This window comes from Williamsia deligens (assembly GCF_024171765.1).
Lineage (GTDB): Bacteria > Actinomycetota > Actinomycetes > Mycobacteriales > Mycobacteriaceae > Williamsia_A > Williamsia_A deligens.
Genome location: NZ_JAMTCI010000001.1, coordinates 763,447 through 788,921, shown reverse-complemented (window position 1 = coordinate 788,921; position 25,475 = coordinate 763,447). Strand labels below are relative to the sequence as shown.

Below are 25,475 nucleotides of genomic sequence, written 5' to 3'. Positions count from 1 at the left end.
TATCCTGCGCAGATGGCGAATGGGGTAGGTGAGGGGAACAGTCGCGAGGGCGATCGCGGTACGCGTGGCGGGGCTCGGCGCGAACTGGTCGAGCGGGAGATCATGGAGCAGGCCACTCGGCTGTTCGCCGAGCGTGGTCTGGCCAGGACGACGTTGCAGGACATCGCGGACGCGACTGGCCTCACACGTCCTGCGCTGTACCACTACGTCGCGAACAAGGACGCCCTGTTCGCCCGCCTGGTGAGTGAGATCGTCGAGGAACCGGCCGCAGCTCTGCACGACATCAATGCCGGCGACCTGGATCCGGCGTCCAAGCTCCGGACGATGGCGACAAGCCTCGCCGAACACCAGATCCGCACCCAGGAACGCTTTCGTCTGCTCATCCGCTCGGAAGCCGAACTCCCCGAACACCTCGCCGAGACCTACCGGACGAGCCGACGGCAGGTCTTGAAGGAACTCATCACCGTCATCGAGGCGGGGATGGAGTCCGGCCAGTTCGTCCGGGGCGACTCCCGGACCCATGCGCTGGGCATCGTGGGGATGCTCAACTGGATCGCGTGGTGGCACCGGGCCGACAGCGTGGACACCGATCGGTCGGTGGCGCGGGCGCTGGCGGACATGGCTGTCCGTTCGGTGACCGACGTGTCCTACGCCGAGGACGGCATGTCGGGCCCTGCGCAGGTGATCGGCCGCATCCGTGGGGAGCTCGATCTCCTCGAGCGAGTGGTCCGAGGTGACGCCGGTGAACGGTGACAGCGCGAGGGTTGGCCGGTCCCGTCAGCTCCCCGGGAAGGCGATGGTCACCGGCAGGCACCCCAGACCGCCGGTGCAGCCCAGGGGCAGGTAGAAGGTGAAGCCCTGGCTCGCAGCCGGTGTCGGGGTCAGCTCCGCGGCGCCCGCCGGCCCGGCGCCCGCCACCGTCATCGCGATCGCAGCCGCTCCGAGAACTGCTGCCGCCCGTCGTGTCGTCCGCATGGTGCTCCTTCCGTCGTCCCCCGTGTGGACAAATGTACGACGACGACGGCGTCGATGTCCTGCGGATCGAGGAGCGGATCAGGGCCGGGCGTCGCTGCGGGCGGCGATGGCGACGACCGCATCGGCGACGGCGTCGGGGACGTCGAGCGGCACGAAGGTGCGGGCACCCGGGACGGGCGTGAACTCCGCGTCAGCGAAGACGTCGGCGAGACGGCGCCCCAGCTCGGGTGTGAAACAGCGGTCGTCGGATCCCCACACCAGCGAGACGGGCTTGTCGAAGCCGGCCAGCGAGTGGGTGATCGTGTCGAGGTCGGCGGGACGGATCGCGCGCAGGAAGCGCACGAGGTCCTGACGGATCGCGGCGTCGGTGAGCAGCGGGTCGATCCACGATCGGGTCAGGTCGGTGTCGGGTGCATGGGCCAGCAGCCCGTAGCCGAGCGGGCTGTGGCGCAGCGCGGTCAGGCGCATCGTCGGGATCATCGCGCGCAGGATCGACGGACGCCGCAGGAGTGCGAACACCTGTCGGAACGGCTGCGGCGGGAAGACGTCGAACGCGTCGCAGTTGGTGAACACGACGCGGCCGACGCGGTCCGGCTGTGCGGCGAGCAGGAACTGGCAGAGGGCGCCGCCGGTGTCGTTCCCGACGAGGGTGATCGCCCGCAGGTCGAGATGGTCGACGAGACCGGCGATCGCTGCAGCGACACTCGCGGGCGTCAGCGCGACGTCGGCCGACATCGGGACGGGGTGGGCGCCGAGGGGCAGCGTCGGGAAGACGCTGCGGACCCCGCGCGCGGCGAGCCGGTCCGCCACACCCGACCACAACCGGTGGTCGGCGAGGACGCCGTGCACGAACACCGCAGTCGGCGCATCGGTGTCGTCGGGGCCGACGACGCTGTACGGGATCGGGCCGATGGCCGAGGCGAACTGCGCCTGCGTGGAGGGGGCGGGGTGATCGGCCATGTCGACTACGCTCTCGTCGTCGGAAGTCACTTACAAACAGCTTGTACGAAAGTTACATACAGCCGGTATGGAAGTCAACGGTCGGCCGAGACGCCGCACCCAGTCCGAGCGGAACGCGGCCACGCGCAGCGCGCTGATGGCGGCCGCACGCCCCCTGTTCGGCGCGGCCCCCTTCGCCGACGTCGCGACGCAGGCGATCGTCGACGCCGCGGGCGTCACCCGCGGGGCGCTCTACCACCACTTCGGTGACAAGAAGGGTCTGTTCGTCGCGGTCTTCGACGAGGTCGAGGGCGAGATCACGCAGACCATCGCCGAGCGCGTCGTCGAGGCGGGGGAGGCCGACCCGCTCGCCGCGATGCGGCTGGGCGCCCGGGTGTTCCTCGAGGCGTTCGTCGACCCGGTGGCGCAGACGATCGTGCTCGTCGAGGCGCCGTCGGTGATGGGGTGGAAGGACTGGCGGGCACGGGGCGAGCACTTCGGGATGGCTCTCGTCGGCGGCATGCTGCAGACCGCGGTGCAGGTCGGCGCCATCGCCGAGCAGCCGACGCGACCTCTCGCCCACATCGCGATCGCCGCGATCGACGAGGCCGCGCTCTACGTCGCCGCCGCCGACGACCCCGACCGCGCCCGGGCCGAGATGCTGGTCGTCCTCGACCGGCTCATCGACTCGTTCGCGGCCGGGTGAGGCGTCAGAGCGCCGCGCGGACGACGTCGCGGAACGGGGTGAGGTCGCCGACGAGCCCGGCGAGGTCGCCGGCGTCGCCGTCGAGTTCACCGCGGGCGATCCCGGCGTCGGAGTCGGCCAGCACCTCGTTCATCGGGGCGGGCACGCCGTTCTGCGCGAGCGCCGCGGCGTAGTCCGCCTGCGGCAGGTCCTGATAGCGGACCGGCTTCCCCGACACCTCGGCGAGAACCTCGGCGATGTCGCCGTAGGAGAGGCTCTCCGCGCCGGCGAGTTCGTACACCCGCGGGGTCCCGTCGACGAGTGCCGCAGCCGCGGCGGCCGCGAAGTCGGCCCGCGCGGCGGGGGCGACGCGCCCCTCGCCGGCGGCGCCGTAGAGCACGCCGCCGTCCAGGGTCGGCGCCAGCGCGGCGACGTAGTTCTCCGAGTACCACCCGTTGCGCAGCAGGATGACGTCGATCCCGGACGCGGCGAGGAGCTTCTCGGTCTCGGCGTGTTCGCCGGCGAGGGCCAGTCCGCTGTCGGCGCCGCGGAGGATGCTCGTGTACGCGATCAGGGCGACGCCCGCGTCGCGCGCGGCGTCGATCACGGTCGAGTGCTGCGGGACGCGGCTGCCGACCTCGGACCCCGACACGAGCAGCAGCCGGTCGACGCCCTCGAGGGCCGCGCGGACGGCCGCACCGTCGGCGTAGTCGGCGACGCGAACCTCGACCCCGCGGTCGCGCAGCGAGCCCGCTTTCGCCGGGTCACGCACGATCGCGACGACGTCGGCGGGTGCGACATGCCGGGCGAGGAGCGCATCCACCGCCGCCGATCCGAGTTGTCCTGTTGCGCCTGTCACTGCGTAGGTGGTCACCGTGTCTCCTTCGTCCGGTCTCGATCGCGTCTGCGATGACACAAGAGATAGCACTAACAAATAAGACAGTGCAAGCGGCTGAGCATGCGTGCCCACCTGGTCCGCTATGATCTCCGCGTGCACACCGACGACATCGATCCCTCCCTCGAGGCTGATGTCTTCGCGCGCAACTGCAACTCGCGCGACATCCTGCAGGGCCTCACGACCCGGTGGGCGGTGTTGGCGATCGCGGCGCTGGCCGAGGGTGACTTCCGGTTCAACGCGCTGCGCCGTCGCGTCGACGGTGTCAGCGAGCGGATGCTCTCCCAGACCCTGCAGTCACTCGAGCGCGACGGGTTCGTCTCGCGCGCCGTGCTGCAGACCATCCCGCCGCGCGTCGAGTACTCGCTCACCGAGCTGGGCCGCCGCGTCGCCGGACCGGTGACCGCCCTCGTCGAGACCGTGCAGTCCTCGGTGGGCGACGTGGTCGAGGCGCGTGCCGAGTACGACGACGCGCACGCGCCCCAGGACGTCGCCGTCGGAGGTCCGTCCGCGCGGTGAGGATCAGGCGTGGACGACGGCGATCAGCCGTCGCGGTGACGGTCGTCGCCGTGGTGGCGGTGGTCGTCGCCGTCAGCATCCCGTGGCGGGGCGCACCTGCCACCGACGACGAGCCGACGACGCCGAGCAGCGCGACCGTGGGCGAGCGCGTCGTGCACTACGTCGCGCTCGGGAGTTCTTACGCAGCCGGGCCGGACTCCTCCGACATCGTCGACCGCCGGTGCCTGCGCGGTGGCGACGACTACCCGCACCGGGTCGCCGCCGCGGAGTCGATGGACCTGACCGACGTGACCTGCTCGGGCTCGACGATCCCGGACATCCTGCGTCGCGCACAACCCGGACGCGCCACCCGCCCGCAGATAGACGCGGTGACCGCCGACACCGACCTCGTCACCGTCACCACCGGCGGCAACGACGTCCACTACATCCCGCGTCTCACCGACCTCAGTTGCGCGAACGCGCCGGCGCGACAGGCACATCGGTTGCGGCACTGTCATCCCGAGCGGCCGTCGTCGGTGTCCTCCGACGGCGAGTACGCGGCGCTGGAGGCCGCGATGGTGGCCGTCGTCGACGCGGTGCGGGCTCGCGCACCGCGGGCGGTGGTGATGATCGTCGACTACATCCCCGTGCTCGACCCCTCTGTGCTCGACCCCTCTGCGACGCTGTGCGCGGACGTCCCGCTGACCCCGGCCCAGGCAGCCGAGACCGTCGCCACCTTCGATCGCCTGACCGCCGCGACGCGCGCGGCCGCCGATCGTTCCGGGGCGATCCTGGTCGACGCCGCGGCGCAGGCCGCCGGCCACACGGTCTGCTCGTCGGACCCCTGGGTGTCCGGGTTCGTCCCGCCTGCGCCCTATCACCCGAACGCCGCGGGTCGCGAAGCGATGGCCGCGCTGACGATCGACGCCATCAGGACCGCCGGCGTCGTGCCCGCGTCCGTCCCGAGCTGAGCGCCCGGCCGACTCCTCGCGCCCGGCCGACTCTCGAGCTCAGCCGACGGGAGCGGGTGGGCGTGTCGCGTGTCGGCGCCACGTGACCCAGGCGGCCGAGAGCAGCATCAGCGCACCGGCTCCCAGGAGCGCTGTGCCCGTGAGCGGCGACGCGGTGTACCGCAGTGTCACGCCGACGATCGCGGCCGCCAGGCCCACCAGGGCCGATCGGATGAGGTCCTGCCTGCCGGGGTCGATCATGCTGCGGCCGGTGGTCACCAGGCTCAGCGGCGACCGTCGCAGCGCCTCGACGATCACGATGGTCACGGCCACCGTCGCGAGGTAGTCGACGATGATCAGGACCGCCGAGTTCGTGTGGAGGTCGCGGACGAGGGTCGACTGCACCACGTCCAGAGCGAGCGCGTGGGCGAGATAGATCCCGAAGGACCGGTCTGCGGCGGTGGTCAGGAACCGGGCGGGCACCGAGCCCGGGGTGCGGCGTTCCTGCCACAGCGTGCCGACGCAGTAGAGCATCGCGATGATCGCGACGTAAGCGAACGTGTTGTGCAGCATGAAGACGTTCGTGGCCCGGAACATCGGCTCGCCGTGGTGCACCAGGTACAGGAAGTAGCCGAGGGTCCCGGCGACGACGGCCGCGCCGACCGCGAACACCTGCATCCGCCGGCGTCGCGCGAACGCCTGGAAGGCCTCGAAGTGCATGGCCGCGATCGCGCCGGACAGGATGAAGAACTGGTACGGGAAGATCGTCACCTCGAGGTGACGCCACACGAGCCCGACGACGCCGTGGGTGAAGATCCCGTGCTGCGGACGGACCATCAGGTACAGCAGCACCGCGTGGAAGGCGAAGCTGGCGGCGAGCAGGTAGCGGTGCTTGCCCCACGTGCGGCGCAGCACCCACAGGGCGGCCGGGAACACCAGGTAGATCTGCATGCTCACCGACAGGAAGTACAGGTGGTACCAGGCCGTGCCGGTGATCAGGTCGTAGGCGAGGCTCTTCGCGGCGAGTGCGGCGGCGTGGGCGGAGCGGACGGTGTCGACGATGTTCGCGACGCCGCCGGTGGTGTAGTGCCCGTAGAGCCAGTAGAAGAGACTCCACACCACGAAGGGCAGGCCGATCAGCTTGAAGCGGCGGCGCCAGAACGGCACGACCTCCAGCTCGCGGTGCCGGTACTGGTAGGTCAGGACGAAACCGGTCAGCGCGAAGAACGAGTACCGCGTGTAGCGCAGAATGACCCCGACGCCACCGACCGTCGACGATCCCTGGGGCGCGGCGGGGCCCAACATGACGTGGTCGAGGATCACGGCGGCGAACGTGACGATCCGGACGAGATCGATCTGGTGGAGGTGCCGGTCCTTCGCGGGACGTGTCGCCGCGGGCGGCTCGGTGGGTGTTTCGTCCGGTTCGACCGGATCGACCGCTGCCGCGGGAGCTGGGGTGGGCGCAGGCTCGGTGCGGGAGCGCGGGCCGGGGGGAACCATCGCGGGTCCTGACGATACGACCCGATGCTGGCAATCCGCTGTCCGCGGCGGTGTCAGCGTGTCCCGGTGCCGTTCGCTGACGGCGTATTCACCGTGGTATCGGACCGCTCACCTGCACTGTTGTCGCAGGTGTCCGGGTTCGCACCGGATGGACGGTGACGCAACACCGGTGCCGTCCGATCGCGGCCACTACAGTGGACGCAGGGCATCGACGCAGGTGACGTGTACCCACACGGGGTCTCCGGTGATCGAGTGCCACACAGCTTCCCCGGCGTCCGCGTCGAGGGGCTACCACGTCGTAAGGGAGAACAATGTTCGAACGGTTCACCGACCGCGCTCGCCGGGTTGTCGTCCTCGCCCAGGAAGAGGCGCGGATGCTCAACCACAACTACATCGGTACCGAGCACATCCTCCTGGGCCTCATCCACGAGGGCGAGGGTGTCGCGGCCAAGTCGCTCGAGTCGCTCGGCATCTCGCTCGAGGGTGTCCGCAGCCAGGTCGAGGAGATCATCGGCCAGGGCCAGCAGGCCCCGTCGGGACACATCCCGTTCACGCCGCGCGCCAAGAAAGTCCTCGAGCTCTCGCTGCGTGAGGCGCTGCAGCTCGGCCACAACTACATCGGCACCGAGCACATCCTGCTCGGCCTGATCCGTGAGGGCGAGGGCGTCGCCGCCCAGGTGCTGGTGAAGCTCGGCGCCGACCTGAACCGCGTCCGACAGCAGGTCATCCAGCTGCTGTCGGGCTACCAGGGCAAGGAGCCGCAGGAGGCCGGCACCGGCGGACGCAGCTCGGAGTCCGGCACGCCGTCGACCTCGCTCGTGCTCGACCAGTTCGGCCGCAACCTCACCGCGGCCGCCGCCGACGCCAAGCTCGACCCGGTCATCGGGCGCGAGAAGGAGATCGAGCGGGTCATGCAGGTGCTGAGCCGCCGCACCAAGAACAACCCGGTCCTCATCGGTGAGCCCGGTGTCGGCAAGACCGCCGTCGTCGAGGGCCTCGCGCAGGCCATCGTCAACGGCAACGTGCCGGAGACGCTCAAGGACAAGCAGCTCTACACCCTCGACCTCGGGTCGCTGGTGGCCGGCAGCCGGTACCGCGGTGACTTCGAGGAGCGCCTGAAGAAGGTGCTCAAGGAGATCAACACCCGCGGCGACATCATCCTGTTCATCGACGAGCTGCACACGCTCGTCGGCGCAGGTGCCGCCGAGGGCGCGATCGACGCCGCCTCGATCCTGAAGCCGAAGCTGGCCCGGGGCGAGCTGCAGACCATCGGTGCCACCACGCTCGACGAGTACCGCAAGTACATCGAGAAGGACGCCGCTCTCGAGCGTCGTTTCCAGCCGGTCCAGGTCGGCGAGCCGTCGGTGGAGCACACCATCGAGATCCTCAAGGGTCTGCGCGACCGGTACGAGAGCCACCACCGCGTGTCCATCACCGACGGTGCGCTCGTGGCCGCGGCCACCCTGGCCGACCGCTACATCAACGACCGCTTCCTGCCGGACAAGGCGATCGACCTCATCGACGAGGCGGGCGCGCGGATGCGCATCCGTCGGATGACCGCGCCGCCGGACCTCCGCGAGTTCGACGACAAGATCGCGTCGGCGCGCAAGGAGAAGGAATCGGCGATCGACGCCCAGGACTTCGAGAAGGCCGCCAACCTCCGCGACAAGGAGAAGCAGCTCGTCGCCGAGCGCGCCGAGCGGGAGAAGCAGTGGCGTTCGGGCGACATGGACGTCGTCGCCGAGGTCGACGACGAGCAGATCGCCGAGGTCCTGGGCAACTGGACCGGCATCCCCGTGTTCAAGCTCACCGAGGAGGAGACGACCCGTCTGCTCCGCATGGAGGACGAGCTGCACAAGCGGATCATCGGCCAGGTCGAGGCGGTCAAGGCCGTGTCGAAGGCGATCCGTCGTACGCGCGCCGGTCTGAAGGACCCCAAGCGTCCCTCGGGCTCGTTCATCTTCGCCGGTCCGTCCGGTGTCGGTAAGACCGAGCTGTCGAAGGCGCTGGCGAACTTCCTGTTCGGTGAGGACGACGCGCTCATCCAGATCGACATGGGTGAGTTCCACGACCGCTTCACCGCGTCGCGCCTGTTCGGTGCCCCTCCCGGCTACGTCGGCTACGAAGAGGGTGGTCAGCTGACCGAGAAGGTCCGCCGCAAGCCGTTCTCGGTGGTGCTGTTCGACGAGATCGAGAAGGCGCACTCGGAGATCTACAACACGCTGCTGCAGGTGTTGGAGGACGGCCGTCTCACCGACGGTCAGGGCCGCACGGTGGACTTCAAGAACACCGTCCTGATCTTCACCTCGAACCTCGGTACCTCGGACATCTCCAAGGCCGTGGGTCTGGGCTTCTCCTCGGGTGACGGCTCCGGCTCGAACTACGAGCGGATGAAGCAGAAGGTCAACGACGAGCTGAAGAAGCACTTCCGCCCGGAGTTCCTCAACCGCATCGACGACATCGTCGTCTTCCACCAGCTCACCAAGGACGAGATCATCTCGATGGTCGACCTCATGCTGAACCGGGTGGAGACCGCGCTGAAGAACAAGGACATGGCCCTCGAGGTCACCGACAAGGCCAAGAGTCTGTTGGCCAAGCGCGGGTTCGATCCCGTGCTCGGTGCTCGTCCGCTGCGTCGCACGATCCAGCGCGAGATCGAGGACCAGATGTCGGAGAAGATCCTCTTCAACGAACTGACCCCCGGTCAGATCGTGCTCGTCGACGTCGACAACTGGGACGGCGAAGGCGACGGCGAGGACGTGAAGTTCACCTTCAAGGGTGAGAAGAAGCCCGTCGAGCTGCCCGAGTCGCCGGTGGAGCTCACCAAGGCAGCCGAGTAGCCCAGGGCCGCCGAATAGGTCAGGGCCGGCTCCTGACCCGCTGAACAACGAAGGGGCGCAACCGTCACGGTTGCGCCCCTTCGTCATGTCCGGGGTGGGTCCGCCGATCAGTCCGACCCGGTGACCCGGTCGCGGTGGGTCTCGGTGAGGGCCGTCATGCGCTCGAGCAGGTCGGTCAGGGCGTCCAACTGCGCGACGGTGTGCCCGTCGAAGAGGCGTTGCCCCTCGGTGACCATCGGCCCATAGGCCTCCCAGACGCGCTCGTGGCCCTCCTCGGTCATCTCGACGAGGACGCGCCGCCGATCGTCCGGTGACGGCGTCCGGCGGACGAACCCCTTCGCCTCCAGGCGGTCGATGAGCGCCGTGGTGGCCGCCGGCCGGAGGCCGGTGGCGACAGCGAGTTCCTTGGCCGTCAGGGGCCCCTCGGACAGCCAGTCGAGGCAGCGTTGGTCCGCCGGTCCGACGCCGAGTCTGCGGCCGACGGCGTCGTCGAAGGCCTGCACGCTGCGCTGGTAGTGCTGCATCGCCGTGCCCACGTCGGCGATGGCCTGTTGACGGGAACGGCCTGGCATGCTTACCTTTCGATATTCGAATCATTCGAAAATCGAATCGTACGACTCTCGTAGAAGGGATTGTGGCATGCGCGCACTCGTGGTGGGGGGAGGGATCGGGGGGCCGGTGCTCGCGATGGCACTGCGGGACCGCGGGGTCGATGTGACCGTGCTGGAACGGTCCGCGGTCGGGCGGCGGGACCAGGGGTCCTGGTTCACGGTGACGCCCAACGGGCTGTCGGCGTTGGCCGCGGTGGGCGCCCTCGACGACGTCCGCGCGCTGGGGTCGCCGACCGGTGGGAATCTCGTCCTCGGTGCGACGGGCCGACGGCTCGGGATGATCGGGGCGGGTGCACCGCTCGCCGACGGGACCACCGCCCTGTCCTTCCGCCGCCCCGATCTCGCGGCCGCACTGCTCAACCTGGCACGGCATCGCGGCGCCGAGGTGGTCAAGGGCGTCCGGGTGACCTCGGCGTCGACGGACTCCGACATCGCCACGGTCACCTGTGAGGACGGGACGACCCGCTCCGCCGACGTCGTCATCGGGGCGGACGGGATCCGATCCGCGGTGCGGCGGGCGATCGACACGAGTGCCCCGACGGGCCGGTATCTCGGCCTCGTCAACTTCGGCGGGATCACCGCGGCGGGGACCGATCACGGTCTCGCCCCGGGCGTCTGGACCTTCGTGTTCGGACGGCGCGCCTTCTTCGGCGCCCTGCCGGTGGCCGACGGCCGTGTCGTCTGGTTCGTCAACGAGCCCCGCGAGGCCGTCTCGGACCACGAGCGTGCCGCCACGACGGCCGACGACTGGCGCTCGCATCTGACCGACCTCGCTGCGGTGGACGACAGCCCCTTCGCCGCTCTCATCGCGGCGGGACGGTTGGACCTCGCCGGCGACAACACCCATGACCTGCCCTCCGTCCCGCACTGGTACCGGGGCCGCCTCGGCCTCATCGGTGACGCCGTCCATGCGCCCGCGCCGAGCTCGGGCCAGGGCGCGTCGATGGCGCTGGAGGACGCCGTGGTCATGGGTGATCTGCTGGCGCGTCACACCGACGACCCCGCGACGGCGTTCGCCGCTTTCGAGACCGCCCGGCGTCGACGCGTCGAGAAGATCGTCGCGATGGGTGCGCGATCGTCGTCGGCGAAGACCCCAGGAGCGGTGCAGCGGGTGATCTCGGAGGCGATCATGCGGGTGGTGTTCCGCTACGTCGTCACCGACCGGTCGCAGTCGTGGGTGACGGACTACCGCGTCGACGCCGACCCCGCCCTGGCGCGGTGAGGCTCTCGCGGTCGTACGCCTGACCGGCGGCTGATACCTTCCTGCGCGAGACGACGCAGGGAGGCCGGAGATGGGATCGCCGTACGGACCGCCACCGGGGTGGGTTCCGCCCCAGGGACCGCCGCCCCAGGGACCGCCACCCCAGGGACCGCCACCCGGGTGGGGGCCGCCGATCCCGCCGCAGGGTCCACCTCCCGGGTGGGGACCACCACCCGGTCCGCCGCCCTGGGGCCCCGGAGGACCGCCCGGGAAGCCGCCCGGTGGGGGTGGCAGCGGCCGGACGGTCGCCATCGTGGTCGGCGTCGTCCTCGCTCTCGTGGTCGTCGTCGTGGTCCTCGGAGTCGTCGTCCTGCGCGACTCCGACGACTCGAGCACGACCACCGCGGCGAGTTCGACGACCTCCGCGCCGTCGTCCACCGCGACGGACGCGCCGTCGTCGTCGGCCGATGCCGAGGACACCTGCCCGCCGGCCACAGCGGCGTCGACCACACCGGCCGGGTGGAAGACGGTGGCCGGGAAACGCGGACTGGCCTACGACGTCCCGTCGACGTGGACCGTCGCGAGCTGCAGCTCACTGGTGGGCTGGGAGAAGAAGTGTGACGACGGTCCGTTCGGGTACTGCCCCATCCGGACGATGAGCGGTGCGTCCTCGCTCGAGTCGCCGCGATGCCCGAAGAGCTCCCTCGCGGTCGCAGGGTTGCCCGGGGCCGCGAGCACCGGCGACATCGACACCGCGCTGCGGGACGAGGCCGCGCTCGTCACCGACATCTACACGTCGGACTCGGGCACCGTGCCCCGGGTCAAGCTGAGCGAGATGCGGCGGTTCTCGGTCAGCGGGCGACCTGCGGTGCAGATGGTCGCCGCCGTCTCCGGGATCGAACCGTCGGCCTGCCAGGGGACCACGGCGCTGCACAGCATGGTCGCGACGACCGTGCCCGGACAGCCCGGCACGGTCCTCTTCGTCATCTCCCTGCCCCAGGGCGTCCCCGGCGCGGTCGTTCCCTCCGACGGCGATCGGATGGTGAGCACCCTGCGCGCAGCGCGCTGAGCCCCGCGCGCAGCGCACCGAGCCTCCTGTGGCCGCTGTGGCCTGTGTGCCGCTGTCATCGTGACCTTCGCCACGGTTGCGTGTAGATCGGAGGCGCACGGTCGACTCCACCGTTGAGAAGCACGTCAACCGACATCCAGGAGGTCCGATCATGGCCGCATCCACCACGCCGGTTCGCTCGCAGCTGAGTGTTCTGCTCACGCTCACCCACACGGAGATCCAGATCGCGCAGACGCGCGTCCTGCAGGCCCGCACCGACGCCGTCGTCGACGAGCTCACCCAGAACGCGGAGAACGGTCGCGTCCGCGCGCTCGCCATCGAGAAGGCGCTGCGGGATCTGGGCGGGCTGCCGGAGATCATCCGCCCGCTCATCGGCCGCGGCATCGCCGCGGGCAAGACCCTGCTCGAGCAGGCACAGCCCCTCGACGAGACGCTCCTCGGTGACCTCCAGCTCGAGTACCAACTGCTCGGCCGGTCGAAGTACCTCAAGGCCCTGGCCACGGCACACGATCTCGGGGATGTCGTCGACCTCGCCGACACGTTGATCACCGCGCACACGGCGACCGTCGACTGGCTCACCACCGTCCTCGCCGAGGAGGCCATCGGTGGCCCCGTAGCCCTGCGCCGTACCCCCTCGCAGTTCGCCACCGGCCTGCTGACCACCGCGGTCACGCTGCCGGGCACGGTCGTCGCCCGCGGCGCCGATCGGGTCATCGACAGCGTCACGAAGCTGCCGCAGCGCGTCAGCGGGCTGCGTTCGGCGGCGAAGGAGACCACCGAGACCGTCGCCGTCACCCTCACCGCAGGCCGTGACGCGGCGCTCGAGGCCGCCGAGGAGGCCGCCCGCGAGACCGGTGCGACCGGCATCGCCGAGACCATCCACAGCGCCCGCGCCGTGACCGGCACGCTGTCGGCGCAGGACCTGCCGATCGCGGACTACGACGACCTGACCGTGGCGTCGGCGGTGTCCGCCATCAAGGACCTCGACAAGCCGTCCGACGTCCGCCTCGTGGTCGACTACGAGGAGGCGCACAAGAACCGCCAGGGCGTCGTCTCCGCCGCACAGACGCAGCTCGCGTCCATCGCGAAGGACATCGTGGGCGTCGAGTGATGACTCCGTCGTCGGTCGAGTGATGCCCATCGGGGAATGAGCCCCCGGCGACATGGTTATCCGAAGGGACGCAGCCGCACGGCTGCGTCCCTTCGTGTCTGAGGAGTGAGCGTGACGAACGACGCTGTGGCCGAGGTCTGGGACGACTGGCAGGACGCCGTGAACATGACCGCGAAGGAACTCGAGGAGTTCCTGCAGACCGACGAGTCGCGGTCCGTCGGCCAGTCGAAGGACGGCGGCGAGTCGACCGGGCACGAGTCGGGCCGACGCATCGTGGAGATACTCCGGACGAACAAGTCCGACCTCACCGACGACGACGCCGCCCACATGCGCAAGGTCGTCGGCTACGTGCACCGCCATCGCGCGCAGGAGCCGAAGGGCGACGTGACCGACACCAAGTGGCGCTATTCCCTGATGAACTGGGGCAACGACCCGCTGAAGTAGACCGCGGGCCGCGGCGGTCGACCTACAGCCAGGCGGGATCGAGGTCGACCGTGGTGCGGTCCAGGGACTCCAGCAGATCGAACTGGGCGCCTGTCTTCGGCAACTCGTAGCGGAAGAAGTACTGCGCGGCAGCACGTTTCCCGTCGTAGAAGTCGCCCTGCTTCTCGCCGACCGCGAGGAGCTGCTCCAGCCAGATCCAGCTGATCACGACATGCCCCGCGGCCTCGAGGTACACCGTGGCGTTCGCGAGCGCGACGGTCGGGTCCCCGGTCGACCACACCGCCGCGGTGACCGCGGCGAGGCGGTCGACGGCGGTCCTCAGCGCGGCGGCGTGCTCGGCTGCGGCACCACCGGCCGCGACGGCGCGGTCGATGGTGGCGGTGATCGTCTGCACCAGCAGTGCGAGACCTTTGCCCCCGTTGATCACGACCTTCCGGCCGAGCAGGTCGAGTCCGTGGATGCCGTGGGCGCCCTCGTGGATCGGGTTGAGCCGGTTGTCGCGGTAGAACTGCTCGACGTCGTAGTCCCGGGTGTAGCCGTAGCCGCCGTGGACCTGGATGGCGAGGCTGTTGGCCTCGAGGCACCACTGCGACGGCCAGCTCTTCACGATGGGCGTCAACACGTCGAGGAGCAGGTGCGCGTCGTCGCGGGACTGTCCCGTCGAGGTCTGCTCCTCGTCGACGAGGGTGCACGCGTACAGGCCCAGGGCCAGCGCACCCTCGACGTAGGACTTCTGCGCCAGGAGCATCCGTCGTACGTCGGCGTGGTCGATGATCGGCACGGGCGGCGACGACGGGTCCTTGTTGTCCAGCGGACGTCCCTGTGTGCGGACCTTCGCGTACTCCAGCGAGGCCTGGTACCCGGCGTAGCCGATGGCGGTCGCGAGGAACCCGACGCCGATCCGGGCCTCGTTCATCATGTGGAACATGTAGGTGAGCCCGAGGTGCTCCTCGCCGACGAGGTAGGCGACCGCCCCCTTCTCCGGTGCGGGCGAATGGGTTCCGTCGCCGAAGTTGAGCAGGCAGTTGGTGGTGCCGCGGTTGCCCATCTTGTGGTTCAGGCCCACGAGGGCGATGTCGTTGCGGGTGCCGTCGGCCAGGTACTTGGGCGCGATGAACAGCGAGATGCCCTTGACGCCGGCGGGAGCGCCGGGTGTCTTCGCCAACACGAGGTGGACGATGTTCTCGCTCAGTTCGTGCTCGCCGGCCGAGATCCACATCTTGGTGCCGGTCAGCCGCCAGCTGCCGTCGTCGGCGGGTACGGCCTTGGTGGTGATGTCGGCGAGGGTGGACCCCGCCTGCGGCTCCGACAGGCACATGGTGCCGTAGAACCGTCCGTCCACCATCGGCTTGACCCACGTGTCGATCTGCTCGTCGGTGCCGTACTCGATGAGCAGGTTGGCGTTGCCGACGGTGAGGAACGGGTACGTCGACGACGACGGGTTCGCGGCCTGGAAGAACGCGAGCGAGGCCCGGCTGACGACGTTCGGCAGCTGCAGCCCGCCGACGGCCTCGTCGAACGAGCCGGCGGTGAGTCCGGACTTCCGGAACTCGGCGAGGGCCTCGTGGACCTCGTCGATGAGGACCACCCGGCCGTCCTCGCCGACGTACGGCTCGTTCTGGTCGGCCTTCTTGTTGTGCGGCGCGAACAGCTGCTCGGCCATGTCGGCGCTGAGGGACAGCACGTCGTCGAAGGTGTCCTTCGAGTGCTCGGCGAAACGCTCCCTCTCGGTCAGCGCGACGACGTCGAGCCACTCGTACAGCAGGAAGTCGAGGTCTCGACGGGACAGCGGCTCGGCCATGGGTCTCCCATTCATCGGTATGGCAGCCATGATGCGCCGACCGCGGATCCCCGGCATTTTCGGGTCAGGGGACGACGCTGTCGAGCAGGGAGAACGACAGCGCCATCAGCCCGACGTGGACCGCGATCCCGACGAGCGGCACCCAGAACGCGATCCGACGCCGGACCATGAGGACCACGGCGACGATCGACGCGGCCAGGAGCACGCCCATGCCCCCGAGGTCGGTCACGGCGTAGGCCCACCCGATGTTCCCGGTGTTGCACGCTGTGCCCGATCCGCACGGGTCGCTCGCCATCGCATAGAACATGCTGAAGAACGCGGATGCGCCGACGACCGCGACATGGGTGGCGATCAGCAGGCTGGTGACGATCACGTCGGCGGTGTTCGTCCGCGACATGGGGCGGGACGCGGGCGCGTACTGCGGATACGGCTGGGGGTACGGCTGCGGATACGGCGAGGTCATGTCCCGAACGGTAGGACGCCGGGCGGGCCACGGCGTCGGTGTCGCCACCCATCCGGCGTGGGGGGTTCTACTCAGACGGGGTCAGCGATAGATCTGCTGGTACAGCGCGACGATCTCGTCCGCGTCGGGGACGCGGGGGTTGTTCGCCGGTGAGCCCGACGCCAGGGCCTGCTCGGCCATCACCGGCAGGCGTGCCGCCCAGGCGTCGGCGTCGATCCCGTGGGTCGCCGGTGTCGGCACCTCCACGTCGGCGCACAGGCACGTCAGCTCGTCGACCAGGGCGTACGCGGCCGTGCGATCGTCGGCGCTGTCGGTGACGATGCGCATCGCGCGGGCGCAGTCGGCGTAGCGGTCGAGCGCCGCGTCGACGGAGAACCGCGTCACCGCGGGCAGCAGCATCGCGTTCGACAGGCCGTGGGCGACGTGGAAATGACCACCGATGGGCCGGCTCATCCCGTGGACGAGTGCCACCGAGGCGTTCGAGAAGGCCATCCCCGCCTGTGTCGCGGCGACCATCATCGCCGCCCGGGCGTCGCGATCGGTGCCGTCGGCGTACACGCGCCGCAGCGCTCCCGCGATGGTGCGCATCGCGGCCACCGCGAGTCCGTCGCTGACGGGGTTGGCCTTGCGGCTCACGTACGCCTCGATCGCATGGGTGAGTGCATCGACGCCGGTGTCGGCGGACAGTCGCGCGGGCATCGTCATGGTGAGGTCGACGTCGACGATGGTGGCCACCGGCAGGAACGACAGGCCGGGGCAGAGCATCTTCTCGTCGGTCACGCTGTCGGTGATGACGGTGAACTGCGTGGCCTCCGAGCCGGACCCGGCGGTGGTCGGGATCGCGACGATCGGCAGCGCGGGTCCCGTGTAGGGCCCGGGCGCGCGGTAGTCGGTCATCGTCCCGCCATTGGCGTACAGCACCGACAGCGCCTTGGCGGTGTCGATGGGGCTGCCGCCGCCGAGCCCGACAACGGCATCGGCATGCGCCGCCCGGACGGCGTCCAGGCCGGGGCCGAGCGAGTCGGTGGTGGGGTCGGGGACGGTGCCGTCGAACAGGGCGGGGGTGGTCCCGGCCGCGACGAGCAGGTCCATCACCCGCTGCGCGACGCCGGACTCGACCATGAAGCGATCGGTGACGACCACGGGCCGGTGGACGCCGAGGGTCGCGATCACGGACCCGAGGCGGTCGAGCGCCCCGGCGCCGATGTGGACCAGCCGGGGCAGCGCGATCGCGGCCGGTGTCACCCCGCCTCTCGCGAGTCGCGGCCGGCGAGCAGCAGTTCCACGGTGAGTTCGAGGCGGTTGGTGACGTCGGTGGCGGTGACGCGACGGGTGAGCCACTGCACGAGGTTGGACATCCAGACGTCGGAGATGACGCGCGCGATCTTGAGGTCCTCGTCGGTCGGCTCGTCCTCGGCCATGGCGCCGGCGAGCAGACGGTCGATGATGCCGGCGACGGCGTCGACCTCGGTGGCGGCGGACGCGTCGGCGAACATGAACGCCCTCGTCATGGCCTCCGTCAGGAGGGGATCGCGCTGCATGGCCAGGGTGATGAGGTCCAGCACGTGCCGGAGTCGCTCGACGGCGTTGTCGCCCTGCAGCTTCGAGCGGTCGGCGCGTCCCTCGACGCGGGCGAGTTCGCGGGAGAGCGCGGTGACGAGGAGATGCACCTTGGACGGGAAGTAGCGGTAGAGCGTCCCGACCGCGACGTCGGCCCTGTCGGCCACGGCGCGCATCTGCACCGCGTCGTAGCCACCCTTGCTGGCCAGCGCGAGCGTGGCGTCGAGGATGCGACGACGGCGTTCGCGCTGGGCGGTGGAGCCGAGGTCGGCGTCGGTCGCCGCCGTGGCGACTGTCGTCGTGCCGCCGTTCGTCGCCGGGGTGGCCATGGTCAGTTCCTCACGTCACGCGCCGCGGGAGTGACGGTCGACCGACGTCGACTGCACCCCGATCCCGTCGGCGACCCTTCATCCGTTACGACCACGATATTCCCCCGGGCCGGGGAACGGCGATTCGCGGCGTGATGCGGCATGGCATGATTAGAACACGTTCTAGTTCGCGCGACACGTATGACGAGGGAGTATCCGCCGATGTCGATCGCCGATTCGGCCGACCACGCGTCCTTCACCGACGCCGTCCATCGATGGGCCGCACGCGGCGACGCGGTGTCCGCCGTACGCGGTGCGCTGGACGGCGCCGAGCCCGCCCTGCTGCCCGGTGCCGCCGAGCTCGGCCTCTTCGCCGTGACCGCGCCGGAGGAGTCCGGCGGGCTCGGCGCACCGTTCGTCGACCTGGCCGTGATGGTCGAGCAGTGCGGACACGATCTCGTGCCCGGTCCGGTGGTGCCCACCGCCGTCGCGGCGCACTTCCTCGCGTCGGGCGGCCCGGACGTCGCCGGCCCGGATGTCGCCGACCTGGCGGAGTCGGTCATGGCGGGAGAGCGGCCCGTGGGGATCGTGCCGTCGGCGCTGTCCGCATCGTCGACCGAGACGGTCTCCGGCCGTCGGGTCGACGGTGCGCTCGTCCTCGACGCCGATCACCTCACCGCGGTCGGCCTGCATCCCGGCGGTCTGCTGATGCTGGCGGTCGTCGTCGACTCGGCGACCCGGTGGGTCGTCGTGGACGCCGACGGCCCGGGCGTCGCGAGCAAGGTGATGTCGGCGGTCGACGGCACCGCCACCGTCGCCGTGGTCTCGTTGCGGGGCGTGGGTGTCCCCGACTCGGCGGTTCTCGCAGCCCCCGACGAGCTCGTCCGTGCCGCGGTGGTGGCGGGGTACGCGGCGTATGCCTCCGGTCTGACCCGCTGGGCGCTCGACACCGCGACCGAGCACGCGAAGTTCCGTGAGCAGTTCGGGAAGCCGATCGGCTCGTTCCAGGCGGTCAAGCACCTCTGCGCCGAGATGCTCTGCCGCAGTGAGCAGATGACCGCGGCGGCCTGGGACGCCGCGCACGCCGTGTCCGACGCCCTCTCTTCTGACGCCCTCTCTTCTGACTCCACGGCCCAACTCGGACTGGCCACCGCGGTGGCGGCCGCGGCCACCGCCGACCTCCCCGCCGCGACCGCGGCCGACTGCATCCAGGTGCTCGGCGGGATCGGTTTCACGTTCGACCACGCGGCACACCTCTATCTGCGGGCGGCACTCTCGCTGCGACAGCAGCTGGGCGGGACGACGCCCTGGCACGACGCGGTCGCGGGGGCGGTGCTCTCCGGTACGCGACGACGCGTCGAGGTCGACCTGTCCGACTCCGAACACCTGCGCGACGAGGTCCGCGCCACCAGCGAGCGCATCGCCGCCTCCGACGACGTCCGCCGGGCCCTGGCCGACTCCGGCTACCTGATGCCGCACTGGCCGCGTCCGTACGGGCTCGGTGCGGGTCCGGCGTTGCAGCTGCTCGTCGACGACGAACTCGACAGGGCCGGGGTGGCCCGCCCCGACATCGTCATCGCGGGCTGGGCCATCCCGACCATTCTTGAACACGGGACCGACGAGCAGCGTGACCGGTTCGTCGCACCGACCCTCGCCGGCGACATCACGTGGTGTCAGCTCTTCAGCGAGCCCGAGGCCGGGTCGGATCTCGCCGCCCTGCGCACGAAGGCGGTGCGCACCGACGGCGGGTGGCTGCTCACCGGCCAGAAGATCTGGACCTCCGAGGCGCACAACGCCGACTGGGCGATCTGCCTCGCCCGGACCGATCCGGACGCCCCGAAACACAAGGGCATCAGCTACTTCCTCGTCGACATGCGCAGTCCCGGCATCGACGTGCGCCCGCTGCGCGAGATCACCGGCAACGCCCTGTTCAACGAGGTGTTCCTCGACGACGTGTTCGTCGGCGACGACTGTCTCGTCGGCGAGACCGGCGGCGGGTGGCGCCTCGCGCGGACCACGCTGGCCAACGAGCGGGTGGCGATGGGCGGTGGGGGACTGGGCAAGGAGATGGAATCCCTCCTGGACCAGCTCGCCCACGCACCGGCTGGGCTCGACCCGGTCGCACGAGACCGGTTGGGGCGGTTGTGCGTCCACGCCCAGATCGGTCGGGTGCTCGACGCGCGGTCGGTGGTCCAGCAGCTCGCCGGCACCGACCCCGGGGCGATCTCGAGTGTGCGCAAGCTGATCGGCGCGCGTCACCGTCAGGACGTACCGGAGTTCGCGCTGTCGGTGCTCGGTCCCGACGGTCTCGCGATGTCCGACGCGGCAGATCTCTACCTGCGCAACCGGTGTCTCACCATCGCCGGCGGCACGTCGCAGGTGTTGGCGACCGCCGCGGCGGAACGGATCCTGGGCCTGCCGCGGTGACCCCGCACTGACCCGGTCGGGTCAGCGGGCGTCGTCGCGGAAGTCGGGGGAGGGTTGCCCCTCCGTGCCGACCCGGGTGGTCGCGGTGGTGCCCGCGCGCACCAGGGGCTCGATGTCGGCCAGCAGACGCGGTGTCGCGTAGTAGTACCCCTGCGCGAAGTCGCAGCCGACGCCCGCGACCTTCGCTGCCTGGCTGGAGGTCTCGACACCCTCGGCGACGACCCGCATCCCGGTCGTGTGGGCCATGGCGACGATGCTGGAGAGGATTGCGCGCGCCTCGACGCTCTCGTCGAGGGCGTCGACGAACGGCTTGGCCGTCTTCAGGATGCTGATCGGCATCCGGTAGAGCTGGTTCAACGACGATGCGCCGGTGCCGAAGTCGTCGATCGCGACCTGGATGCCCAGCTCGCGCACCGCGGCCACCGTCGCCGGGGCGCGGGAGTCGATGGCGGCCAGCGCGCTCTCGGTGATCTCGACGCACAACCGCTCGGGGGCGAGTCCGGTCTCGATCAGGGCGCGGTTCAGGCGGGAGAGCAGTGCGCGGTCGGACAGTTCGCGTCGGGACACGTTGACGCACAACGTCAGATCGGTGGTCCAGGGGCGTTGCGTGAACTCGCGTGTGGCGGTGCGCACGACGAACTCACCGACGAGGTCGATGAGATCGGTCATCTCGGCGATCGGGATGAACTCCGCGGGGGAGATGCGGCCCAACTCCGGGTGGTCCCAGCGCAACAGCGCCTCGACGGCGACCACACGGTGGTCGCCGGTCGTGACGACCGGTTGGTACTCGAGGTGCAGGCCCTCGGCGTCGGCGTGCATGGCCGCACGGAGGTCCTGTTCGATCCGTTGTCGGCGCTGCAGGTCCTGGCGGTGGGCCACGCGGAACCGGACGTAGGGCGTCTGCGAACTGGCCTCGAGCTTCGCCTGGTAGAGAGCGATGTCGGCGTCACGCAGCAGATCTGTCGGCGTGCGGGTGTCACCGACGCCGGCCACGACGACACCGATGCTGATGGTCAGGCGCTCGCTGCGGGACCCCAGCGCGATGGGACCGTTGACCGCGGCGTGGACCTGCAGGCTCTGCCGCTCGATGCTGTCGGCGTAGTCCGCGGACAGTGGGGTCACGATGACGAACTCGTCCCCACCGATCCGTCCGATCGCACTGCCGGGTGGCGTGACGCCGTCGAGCCGCCGGGCGATCTCCTGGAGCACCTCGTCGCCGACGGAGTGACCGAGGGAGTCGTTGACGAGCTTGAAGTTGTCGAGATCGAGGTAGTAGACCGCGATCCGGTCGTCGGCGTCGGTGAGCGCCTCGAGGTGGGTGGCGAGGCGCCGCAGCACACCTCCGCGGTTCAGGAGACCCGTCAGGTAGTCGTGGTTGGCCTCCCAGGCGAGCTGTGAGGTGCGTTCGTGGTGATCGGTGATGTCCACCATGGACACGAGCGCGGCGGTCACGTCGACGTCGTCGTCGATCGCGCGCACGCTGCACGACAACCACCGCCGCCCGTCCGGGGTCTCGATCGTCGCGAGCCTGTCGACGACGGGCCGACCGGTGCGCAGGCAGGCCGCGACGGGTGAGGTGGCGTCGTCGGGGAAGTCCAGCCCGATGTCGTCGAACGGCAGGCCGGGCACCTGTGGGGCGGTCACCTGCAACGCCGCCAGCGCGGCCGGGTTCGCGAGCGCCACGCGCCCGTCCTCGTCGACCACGACGACGGCCTGGTGCAGCGAGGTGAGGATGGTGCCCAGGCGCTCGATGAGCGGGCGGCGCGTGGCCGCGCCGACCACGAGGTAGCCGTCGCCCAGCGCGGTCACCGACAGGTGCACCATGATCGGTCGCCCCGTGTCGCCGCGGTGGTGCAGGGCGTCGACGGACCCACCCGTGGCGAGGATGCGCTGGGGATCGATGTCCGCGCCGACGAGGGTCGCCAGCGGGAGTCCCACGGCACCGATCGGCGCGATCCCGTAGAGCCTGCGCGCCCCCTGGTTCCACGAGCGGACGGCGAGCTGCGCGTCCACCGAGATCACCGCGTCGCTGACGTGGTCGACGAGCGCCGCCTGGTGGCGCAGCGCGATCTCGGCGGCCTTCTGGGCCGCGACGTCGCGCATGATCACCTGATAGGCGGGCTCGCCGCTCCAGACGGTGCGGACCGAGGTGACCTCCATCGTCCGGGTCTCCCCGGTCGAGTTGGTCATCAACATCTCCTCGGGGATCGTCGACGCCCCGGCCTCGGCACCCATGGCGGTGATGCGTTCGAGCATGCGCGGCAGCGAGTCCGGGTGGACGAAGTCGGAGATGGGCCGGCCGATGAGCGCGGCCGGATCGTCGACGCGGGCGAACCGCACGGCCGCGGAGTTCACGTAGACGATCTCGCCGTGCTGGTGGACCGCGATGGAGTCCGGACTGAGCTCGAGCAGCAGGCGATAGCGCTCGGCGACCGACGAGGAGGCGGCGGGTGACGTCATCGGCGCGGCCGCCGGCGCGACGATGTCCTGATCGTCGATCTCCTGATCGTCACCGTCATCCACGACCTCTCCGACCCCTCGACTCGCCCGTTCACGGGCACCGGTTCGACCACGACGCCACCGCCATTGTCCCGCACAGCGATATCGCAGGTGACTGCTAGTGCGAAAGCTTTTTCCCGGGGTCTGTGACTTCTCCTGCACTCGCGCTGTACGGCATTCGTAGGACATCGTGGTAGATGCCCCCTGACCTGGGGCGATACACGATAAGCGATCGCTTGTCGTCGAATTCGACAAGGAGTTCATGATGGGAAATTCACCAACTCTGGCCCGCATTTCCGGCATGGGTGCTGTGACGGGGTACGGCTGGGGACGGCGTGCGCTGTGGGACGGCCTCGTCTCGGGCAAGCCGTCGGCGTCGATGCGCGACGGTTTCGGGCCCGACGCCACCGAACCGGGCTGGGTCTCGATGGTCCCCGAGGGCGGGGATCCCGGCGACGGACCCACCCGCTACATGCGGGCCCTGCGGTTCGCCGCGCGGGAGGCCATCGACGACGCGCTCGAGCGGGGGTGGACACCAGGCCGTCGTGTCGGCGTCGTCCACGCCGCGGTCATGGGCGATACGGCCATGCACCCCATGCTCGCTGCGCCGGCGGGATCGTTCTCCGGCCGGCAGTACGTCGCGGTCACCCCGTCGACGGCGCCGTCGTTGCTGATGGCCGAGTACGGCTTCCACGGCCCGGTGGTGAGCGTGTCGTCGATGTGCGCCTCCGGCGTGGCCGCGATCATCACCGCGCGGACGTGGCTCGCGGCGGACATGGTCGACGACGTGATCGTCGTGGCCACCGACCTCTCGGCCACGCCGGAGATCGTGCACATGTTCACGAAGCTCGGGGTCGCCATCACCGACGACGAACCGCTGTCGGCGTGCCGTCCGTTCCAGGAGGGCAGCCGGGGCTTCAGCTTCGGTGAGGCCGCGATCGCGTTCACGATGACAAATCGCGCGGACGCACCCGGGTACGCCGACGTGCTCGGCGGATCGCTGACCCACGACGGATATCACCCGACGTCCATCGATCCGTCACTGACCGAGGTCCGTCGGTGCGTCGACGAGGCCCTCACGATGTCCGGCGTCGACGCCGGCGACATCCGGTACCTGAACGCCCACGGACCGGGCACCGCGCAGTGCGACGCCGCCGAGGGTGTCCTGGCGCGCGAGGTCGTGCCCGGGGCGTCGGTGTTCTCGGTGAAGCCTCTGGTGGGTCACTGCCAGGCCGCGGCCGGCGCGGTCGAGGTGGCGTCGTCGCTGCTGTCGTTCGAGAACGGCCGGATCCCGGCGTCGCCGCAGGTGTCCACGCCGACCGTCGACACGCTGCTCGACGGTGCGACGCCGGCGGAACCGGGTCTCACCCTCAAGACCTCGCTGGGGATGGGGGGATACACCGCCGCGATGGTGTTCGGTCCCACTGCGTGACGGGTCGGTCCGGGCACCGTCCGGACGGACCCCGAGCGTGCCGGGGACGCTCGGGGCGGGCGGCCGGGGGGACATCGACGTCTCCCCGGCTGTCCGTGCTGTGTTTGACATCCCATCGCTGCTATAACTAGAACAGGTTCTAGATTTGCGGTCGGAGCGCCGGTCCGAGCAGGGCCGCGACACCGGTGCCGCTCAGCAGGGAACGGAGTGCGCGCGGACATGGACTTCACGCTGGACTCGACGGCCACCGCCGTCGCGGACGTGGCCACGGATGTGTTGCGTCGCCACCAACCGGTCTGGGACGACCGGTTCGTCGCGTCACCGGGCTTCGAGGGGTCGCTCTGGTCCGCGCTGGTGGCCGCGGGCGTCGCCGGTCTCCCCCTGCCCGAGGCCCACGGCGGCGACGGTGTCGGCGTGCTGGGGCTCGCCCCGCTCCTGCGCGCACTCGGCGAGCACGCTGCCGTCACCCCGGCGATCGGGACGATCGTCGCGGGGATCGCCGCCGGCGAGGGCGACGCGGCGGCCCGGATCGCCGAGATCCTCGCGGTCGGCGGCCACATCGCGGTGGCCGTCTCCGAACCGGGCGCCGCCATCACGGCGAGCCCGCAGACGACCTCGGCCGACGACGTCCTGACCGGGACGAAGGTCGGGGTGCTCCACGCCGAGGGTGCCGCCGCGATCCTGGTGACCACCGATGCCGGTGCCGTCCTCGTCGACGCCGGCGCCGACGGCGTCCGCCTCACCCGCACCACCACGTCGTCCGGTTGGGGTGAGTACTCGGTGGCCTTCGACCGCGTCGCGCTGCGTGCCACGACCCGTGTCGCCGCCGATGCGCGCACGGTGCGCGACCTGTACCGCGTCGCGCTGGCGGCCTACGCCGACGGGCTGGTCGCAGGGGCCACCCGCATCACGGCCGACCACGTCACCAACCGTGAACAGTTCGGCAGGCCGATCGGCACGTTCCAGGCGGTCAGCCAGCAACTCGCCGACGTCTACGTCGTGGCGCGGTCGATGAACCTCGCCGTCACCGCGGCGATGTGGCGCCTGTCGGAAGGGCTCGACGCCGACCGTGACCTCGCACTGGCGACGTGGTGGTTGGCGGCGGAACTGCCGGCCACGGTCCGCACCATGACCCACCTGCACGGGGGTGTCGGGGTCGACATCACCTACCCGCTGCACCGCTACTTCTCCGTCGTCAAGGATCTGGCCCGCCTGGTCGGCGGCCCCACCGCACGTCTCGACGAACTGGCCGAGCAGGAGTTCTGAC

At 70.3% G+C, this 25,475-nt stretch carries 22 protein-coding genes; 12 read left to right on the top strand and 10 right to left on the bottom strand.

Translation table 11 applies throughout. The annotated features are described in order from the left end of the window. The first annotated feature begins 12 nt into the window (after nucleotides 1-12). Nucleotides 13-753, top strand: a complete 741-nt coding sequence (locus LX14_RS03685; protein ID WP_253645918.1) for a TetR/AcrR family transcriptional regulator — start codon at nucleotides 13-15, stop codon at nucleotides 751-753. A 24-nt stretch (nucleotides 754-777) separates the two neighbouring features. On the opposite strand, the gene LX14_RS03680 is transcribed toward LX14_RS03685, so the two are convergent. Both LX14_RS03680 and LX14_RS03675 read right to left on the bottom strand, forming a co-directional pair. Further along, nucleotides 778-975, bottom strand: a complete 198-nt coding sequence (locus LX14_RS03680; protein WP_253645917.1) for a hypothetical protein — start codon at nucleotides 973-975, stop codon at nucleotides 778-780. A 78-nt stretch (nucleotides 976-1,053) separates the two neighbouring features. After that, nucleotides 1,054-1,935, bottom strand: coding sequence for an alpha/beta fold hydrolase (locus tag LX14_RS03675; RefSeq protein WP_253645916.1), 882 nt, complete (start codon nucleotides 1,933-1,935; stop codon nucleotides 1,054-1,056). Between the two features lie 67 nt (nucleotides 1,936-2,002). Between LX14_RS03675 and LX14_RS03670 the strand changes: the two genes are divergently transcribed. After that, nucleotides 2,003-2,620 carry a TetR/AcrR family transcriptional regulator gene (locus tag LX14_RS03670; RefSeq protein ID WP_253645915.1) on the top strand — a complete coding sequence of 206 codons (618 nt, stop codon included), beginning with the start codon at nucleotides 2,003-2,005 and terminating at the stop codon, nucleotides 2,618-2,620. Nucleotides 2,621-2,624: 4 nt separating this feature from the next. Here LX14_RS03670 and LX14_RS03665 read toward each other — a convergent pair whose 3' ends face one another. Further along, entirely contained in the window at nucleotides 2,625-3,473 is an 849-nt protein-coding gene (locus tag LX14_RS03665; RefSeq protein WP_253645914.1) for an SDR family oxidoreductase, read from the bottom strand. A gap of 117 nt (nucleotides 3,474-3,590) precedes the next feature. On the opposite strand from LX14_RS03665, the gene LX14_RS03660 reads away from it, so the two are divergent. Together LX14_RS03660 and LX14_RS03655 are read left to right on the top strand one after the other, a co-directional pair. After that, nucleotides 3,591-4,013 (top strand): winged helix-turn-helix transcriptional regulator, encoded by a 423-nt coding sequence (locus LX14_RS03660; RefSeq protein WP_253645913.1) that lies wholly within the window; start codon nucleotides 3,591-3,593, stop codon nucleotides 4,011-4,013. After that, the gene (locus LX14_RS03655; RefSeq protein ID WP_253645912.1) at nucleotides 4,010-4,963 is read left to right on the top strand and encodes an SGNH/GDSL hydrolase family protein; all 954 of its coding nucleotides are present in this window, start codon (nucleotides 4,010-4,012) and stop codon (nucleotides 4,961-4,963) included. Before LX14_RS03660 ends, LX14_RS03655 begins: the two co-directional genes overlap by 4 nt. 39 nt (nucleotides 4,964-5,002) lie before the next feature. Here the strand turns inward: LX14_RS03655 and LX14_RS03650 are convergent, their stop codons facing one another. Continuing rightward, complete coding sequence (locus LX14_RS03650) at nucleotides 5,003-6,442, bottom strand: acyltransferase (protein WP_253645911.1); 1,440 nt, start codon at nucleotides 6,440-6,442, stop codon at nucleotides 5,003-5,005. 311 nt (nucleotides 6,443-6,753) lie between these two features. On the opposite strand from LX14_RS03650, the gene LX14_RS03645 reads away from it, so the two are divergent. After that, nucleotides 6,754-9,282 (top strand): ATP-dependent Clp protease ATP-binding subunit, encoded by a 2,529-nt coding sequence (locus LX14_RS03645; RefSeq protein WP_253645910.1) that lies wholly within the window; start codon nucleotides 6,754-6,756, stop codon nucleotides 9,280-9,282. Between the two features lie 107 nt (nucleotides 9,283-9,389). Here the strand turns inward: LX14_RS03645 and LX14_RS03640 are convergent, their stop codons facing one another. Further along, a complete protein-coding gene (locus tag LX14_RS03640) occupies nucleotides 9,390-9,854 on the bottom strand; it encodes a MarR family winged helix-turn-helix transcriptional regulator (protein ID WP_253645909.1) in 465 nt (154 codons plus the stop codon). A 67-nt stretch (nucleotides 9,855-9,921) separates the two neighbouring features. Here LX14_RS03640 and LX14_RS03635 point away from each other — a divergent pair, with 67 nt between their 5' ends. The 4 genes from LX14_RS03635 to LX14_RS03620 all read left to right on the top strand — a co-directional run bounded on the left by LX14_RS03635 (nucleotide 9,922) and on the right by LX14_RS03620 (nucleotide 13,718). Beyond that, nucleotides 9,922-11,115 (top strand): FAD-dependent monooxygenase, encoded by a 1,194-nt coding sequence (locus LX14_RS03635; RefSeq protein ID WP_253645908.1) that lies wholly within the window; start codon nucleotides 9,922-9,924, stop codon nucleotides 11,113-11,115. A 292-nt stretch (nucleotides 11,116-11,407) separates the two neighbouring features. Continuing rightward, a complete protein-coding gene (locus LX14_RS03630; protein WP_253645907.1) occupies nucleotides 11,408-12,163 on the top strand; it encodes a DUF8017 domain-containing protein in 756 nt (251 codons plus the stop codon). 151 nt (nucleotides 12,164-12,314) lie between these two features. Beyond that, nucleotides 12,315-13,274, top strand: a complete 960-nt coding sequence (locus tag LX14_RS03625) for a ferritin-like domain-containing protein (RefSeq protein ID WP_253645906.1) — start codon at nucleotides 12,315-12,317, stop codon at nucleotides 13,272-13,274. 111 nt (nucleotides 13,275-13,385) lie between these two features. Beyond that, the gene (locus LX14_RS03620) at nucleotides 13,386-13,718 is read left to right on the top strand and encodes a DUF3140 domain-containing protein (RefSeq protein WP_253645905.1); all 333 of its coding nucleotides are present in this window, start codon (nucleotides 13,386-13,388) and stop codon (nucleotides 13,716-13,718) included. Nucleotides 13,719-13,740: 22 nt separating this feature from the next. On the opposite strand, the gene LX14_RS03615 is transcribed toward LX14_RS03620, so the two are convergent. The 4 genes from LX14_RS03615 to kstR all read right to left on the bottom strand — a co-directional run bounded on the left by LX14_RS03615 (nucleotide 13,741) and on the right by kstR (nucleotide 17,871). Then, nucleotides 13,741-15,519, bottom strand: coding sequence for an acyl-CoA dehydrogenase (locus tag LX14_RS03615; RefSeq protein WP_253645904.1), 1,779 nt, complete (start codon nucleotides 15,517-15,519; stop codon nucleotides 13,741-13,743). A gap of 64 nt (nucleotides 15,520-15,583) precedes the next feature. After that, nucleotides 15,584-16,030 carry a DUF6264 family protein gene (locus LX14_RS03610; protein ID WP_308214066.1) on the bottom strand — a complete coding sequence of 149 codons (447 nt, stop codon included), beginning with the start codon at nucleotides 16,028-16,030 and terminating at the stop codon, nucleotides 15,584-15,586. A gap of 33 nt (nucleotides 16,031-16,063) precedes the next feature. Continuing rightward, nucleotides 16,064-17,227 (bottom strand): iron-containing alcohol dehydrogenase, encoded by a 1,164-nt coding sequence (locus tag LX14_RS03605; protein WP_253645902.1) that lies wholly within the window; start codon nucleotides 17,225-17,227, stop codon nucleotides 16,064-16,066. Continuing rightward, nucleotides 17,224-17,871 carry a cholesterol catabolism transcriptional regulator KstR gene (gene kstR / locus LX14_RS03600; RefSeq protein WP_253645901.1) on the bottom strand — a complete coding sequence of 216 codons (648 nt, stop codon included), beginning with the start codon at nucleotides 17,869-17,871 and terminating at the stop codon, nucleotides 17,224-17,226. The genes LX14_RS03605 and kstR overlap by 4 nt, the downstream gene beginning before the upstream one ends. A 201-nt stretch (nucleotides 17,872-18,072) precedes the next feature. Between kstR and LX14_RS03595 the strand changes: the two genes are divergently transcribed. After that, nucleotides 18,073-20,277: an acyl-CoA dehydrogenase family protein gene (locus LX14_RS03595; protein WP_253645900.1), complete on the top strand. Its 2,205-nt coding sequence runs from the start codon at nucleotides 18,073-18,075 to the stop codon at nucleotides 20,275-20,277. Nucleotides 20,278-20,298: 21 nt separating this feature from the next. Here the strand turns inward: LX14_RS03595 and LX14_RS03590 are convergent, their stop codons facing one another. Then, nucleotides 20,299-22,800: a sensor domain-containing protein gene (locus LX14_RS03590; RefSeq protein WP_253645899.1), complete on the bottom strand. Its 2,502-nt coding sequence runs from the start codon at nucleotides 22,798-22,800 to the stop codon at nucleotides 20,299-20,301. A gap of 277 nt (nucleotides 22,801-23,077) precedes the next feature. Between LX14_RS03590 and LX14_RS03585 the strand changes: the two genes are divergently transcribed. Together LX14_RS03585 and LX14_RS03580 are read left to right on the top strand one after the other, a co-directional pair. Continuing rightward, nucleotides 23,078-24,208 (top strand): beta-ketoacyl synthase N-terminal-like domain-containing protein, encoded by a 1,131-nt coding sequence (locus LX14_RS03585; RefSeq protein ID WP_253645898.1) that lies wholly within the window; start codon nucleotides 23,078-23,080, stop codon nucleotides 24,206-24,208. Between the two features lie 219 nt (nucleotides 24,209-24,427). After that, on the top strand, nucleotides 24,428-25,474 hold the full coding sequence (locus LX14_RS03580; RefSeq protein WP_253645897.1) for an acyl-CoA dehydrogenase family protein: 1,047 nt from the start codon (nucleotides 24,428-24,430) through the stop codon (nucleotides 25,472-25,474). Nucleotide 25,475 lies beyond the last annotated feature (1 nt).

Excerpts from the sequence above, each read along its gene's own strand:
- LX14_RS03685 (WP_253645918.1), top strand. The coding sequence starts at position 13 with ATGGCGAATGGGGTAGGTGAGGGGAACAGTCGCGAGGGCGATCGCGGT.
- LX14_RS03680 (WP_253645917.1), bottom strand. The coding sequence starts at position 975 with ATGCGGACGACACGACGGGCGGCAGCAGTTCTCGGAGCGGCTGCGATC.
- LX14_RS03675 (WP_253645916.1), bottom strand. The coding sequence starts at position 1,935 with ATGGCCGATCACCCCGCCCCCTCCACGCAGGCGCAGTTCGCCTCGGCC.
- LX14_RS03670 (WP_253645915.1), top strand. The coding sequence starts at position 2,003 with ATGGAAGTCAACGGTCGGCCGAGACGCCGCACCCAGTCCGAGCGGAAC.
- LX14_RS03650 (WP_253645911.1), bottom strand. The coding sequence starts at position 6,442 with ATGGTTCCCCCCGGCCCGCGCTCCCGCACCGAGCCTGCGCCCACCCCA.
- LX14_RS03645 (WP_253645910.1), top strand. The coding sequence starts at position 6,754 with ATGTTCGAACGGTTCACCGACCGCGCTCGCCGGGTTGTCGTCCTCGCC.
- LX14_RS03640 (WP_253645909.1), bottom strand. The coding sequence starts at position 9,854 with ATGCCAGGCCGTTCCCGTCAACAGGCCATCGCCGACGTGGGCACGGCG.
- LX14_RS03635 (WP_253645908.1), top strand. The coding sequence starts at position 9,922 with ATGCGCGCACTCGTGGTGGGGGGAGGGATCGGGGGGCCGGTGCTCGCG.
- LX14_RS03625 (WP_253645906.1), top strand. The coding sequence starts at position 12,315 with ATGGCCGCATCCACCACGCCGGTTCGCTCGCAGCTGAGTGTTCTGCTC.
- LX14_RS03615 (WP_253645904.1), bottom strand. The coding sequence starts at position 15,519 with ATGGCCGAGCCGCTGTCCCGTCGAGACCTCGACTTCCTGCTGTACGAG.
- kstR (WP_253645901.1), bottom strand. The coding sequence starts at position 17,871 with ATGGCCACCCCGGCGACGAACGGCGGCACGACGACAGTCGCCACGGCG.
- LX14_RS03595 (WP_253645900.1), top strand. The coding sequence starts at position 18,073 with ATGTCGATCGCCGATTCGGCCGACCACGCGTCCTTCACCGACGCCGTC.
- LX14_RS03585 (WP_253645898.1), top strand. The coding sequence starts at position 23,078 with ATGGGTGCTGTGACGGGGTACGGCTGGGGACGGCGTGCGCTGTGGGAC.
- LX14_RS03580 (WP_253645897.1), top strand. The coding sequence starts at position 24,428 with ATGGACTTCACGCTGGACTCGACGGCCACCGCCGTCGCGGACGTGGCC.